Source organism: Streptomyces antioxidans (assembly GCF_000968685.2).
GTDB classification, from domain to species: domain Bacteria; phylum Actinomycetota; class Actinomycetes; order Streptomycetales; family Streptomycetaceae; genus Streptomyces; species Streptomyces antioxidans.
Window position 1 is genome coordinate 1 of sequence record NZ_LAKD02000204.1, and the last position, 2,880, is coordinate 2,880.

The following is a 2,880-nucleotide window of genomic DNA, read 5'->3' on the forward strand; positions in this document are numbered from 1 at the left end:
CCTCATCACCCGCGACCACCACAGCCGCCGGACCATTGACCGCCGCGATACTCACCTCGGCCTCACGACCAGCCAGCGACGCCGCGACCTCCTCCTCCGACGCCTGCACCGCCACCATCGCACCACCCTCGGGCAGCGCCTGCATCAGACGCCCCCGGGCCGCGATCAGCGCGCACGCGTCCTCCAGCGAGAACATCCCCGCCACATGCGCGGCAGCCACCTCGCCCACCGAATGGCCGATCAGCACATCCGGGGTAACACCCCAGTGCTCCAGCAGCCGGAACAACGCCACCTCGACGGCGAACAGCGCAGGCTGGGTGAACGCCGTCTGATCCAGCAGCCCGGCATCCGCACCGCCCTCGGCCGCGAACATCACGTCCTTCAGCGGACGGTCCAGCACCGCGTCCAGACACGCACACACCTCGTCCAACGCCCGGGCGAACACCGGGAACGCCTCGTACAACTCCCGCCCCATGCCCGGGCGTTGCGCACCCTGGCCCGAGAACAAGAAGGCCCTCAGGCCCGATGTGTTCGCGACGCCCTGAATCACCCCCGGGGCGACCTCTCCGGCCGCGACGGCCTCGAGCCCGGCGAGGAGTTCCGCGCGGTTCGCGCCCGACACCACGGCACGGTGCTCGAACATCGAACGCGTCGCCACCAGCGAGTGGCCGATGTCCAGCGCGCTCAACTCGGCCCGCTCCAGCAGGAACGTCCTCAGCTGAGCGGCCTGGGCCCGCAGCGCGTCCGCGCCACGGCCCGACAGCACCCATGCGGCCACACCACTGTCGGCGTCGGAAACGTCGGAATCGTGGGAACCGTCAGAACCGTCGGAAGCCGCGCCCGCCCCGGCCTCGTTGTGAACCGGCGGAGCCTGCTCGATGATGGCGTGGGCATTGGTGCCACTGACACCGAACGCGGAGACACCGGCCCGGCGCGGCTGCCCGGTCTCGGGCCACGCGGCTGCCTCGGTCAACAGCCGCACCTCGCCCGCCGACCAGTCCACCTCGCGCGAGGGCTCGTCCACGTGCAGCGTCCGCGGCAGCACACCGTGCCGCATGGCCATCACCATCTTGATGACCCCGGCCACACCGGCGGCGGCCTGGGTATGACCGATGTTCGACTTGAGAGCGCCCAGCAGCAGCGGCTGGCCCTCGGGCCGGTCCTGCCCATAGGTCACCAGCAGCGCCTGCGCCTCGATCGGGTCACCCAGCGTGGTTCCCGTACCGTGCGCCTCCACGACGTCCACATCGGCCGCCGACAGACGGGCACTCGCCAGCGCCTGCCGGATCACCCGCTGCTGCGACGGGCCGTTCGGCGCCGTCAGACCATTGGACGCACCATCCTGGTTGATGGCTGAGCCACGGACGACCGCCAGCACCTCGTGGCCGTTGCGCCGCGCGTCCGACAGCCGCTCCAGCAGGAGCATGCCCACACCCTCGGACCAACCAGTGCCGTCTGCGGCGTTCGCGAACGGCTTGCACCGGCCGTCGGGGGAAAGCCCGCGCTGACGGCTGAACTCCACGAACGCACCGGGCGACGACATCACCGAAACGCCACCGGCGAGCGCCACGTCGCACTCGCCCTGGCGCAGGGACTGCGCCGCCAGGTGCAGCGCGACCAGCGAGGACGAACAGGCCGTGTCCACCGTGACCGCGGGCCCCTCGAGACCGAGGGTGTACGAGATACGCCCCGAGGCCACGCTTCCAGCGCTTCCGCTGCCCAGGGACCCCTCGAAGCCCTCGGGGACGTTCCGCAGCCGGGTGCCGTAGTCGTTGTACATCACGCCCACGAACACTCCGGATCGGCTGCCCCGCTTGGTCACGGGGTCGATACCGGCCCGCTCGAACGCCTCCCACGACGTCTCCAGCAGCAGCCGCTGCTGCGGGTCGGTCGCCAGCGCCTCGCGCGGGGACATGTCGAAGAAGGCGGGGTCGAATTGGTGGGCGTCGTAGAGGAACCCGCCGTTCTTGGCGTAGTACGTGCCCTCCCGGTCGGGGTCCGGGTCGTACAGGCGCTCAAGGTCCCAGCCGCGGTCGGACGGGAACTCGGACATCGCGTCCGTACCCGCCATGACCAGGTGCCACAGCTCCTCGGGCGTCCGCACACCACCCGGGAATCGGCAGCTCATGCCCACGATCACGATGGGGTCGCTGTCCACCGCCGCGTCCGAGGCGGCCACCGGCGCCGCGCCCGCCGATGAGGCGGCACCCTCGCCGCCCAGGATCTCATCGCGGATGTGGCCGACGAGTGCCATCGGGGTCGGATAGTCGAAGACCAGCGTGGCGGGCAGCCGCAGACCGGTCTCCGCGGTGAGCCGATTCCTCAGGTCGACGCCCATCAGCGAGTCGAAGCCGAGTTCCTTGAAGGGCCGCCGGGTGTTGACGGTCTCGGGGGTGGCGTGACCGAGGGCCGCCGCCGTCTGCGTACGGATGAGCTCCAGCAACATCTGGTCCTGGGACGTCCTCGGCAGGCCGAGGAGGCGTCGGCGCAGTTCGTCGGGAAGGCTTTCGCTCTGCTCCGACCGTGCCGTACGGCGCGTGGGCGCGCTGGGTACGACCTTGCGGAAGAGGGCGGGGAGTTCGGCGCCCTGCGCACGCAGCGCGGGGATGTCCAGCCGGACCGGGACCGACACGATCTCATCCGAGACGAGGGCCGCGTCGAACAGCTCAAGCCCCTCCTCGGAGGAGAGGGGCACCAGACCCGAACGGGACACCCTGCGCAGATCCCGCTCGGCGAGGTGTCCGGTCATGCCGCTGGCCTCGGCCCACAGACCCCACGCCATCGACACACCCGGCAACCCCTGAGCCCGACGCCACGACGCCAAACCATCCAGGAACACATTCGCTGCCGCGTAGTTGCTCTGCCCCGGACCACCCAACG

The 2,880-nt window shown here is 70.7% G+C and carries 1 protein-coding gene; it reads right to left on the minus strand.

Annotated elements, in window-relative coordinates; genetic code table 11:
• On the minus strand, positions 1-2,880 hold a 2,880-nt coding region (locus VT50_RS37665), incomplete at both ends, for a type I polyketide synthase (RefSeq protein ID WP_143645374.1).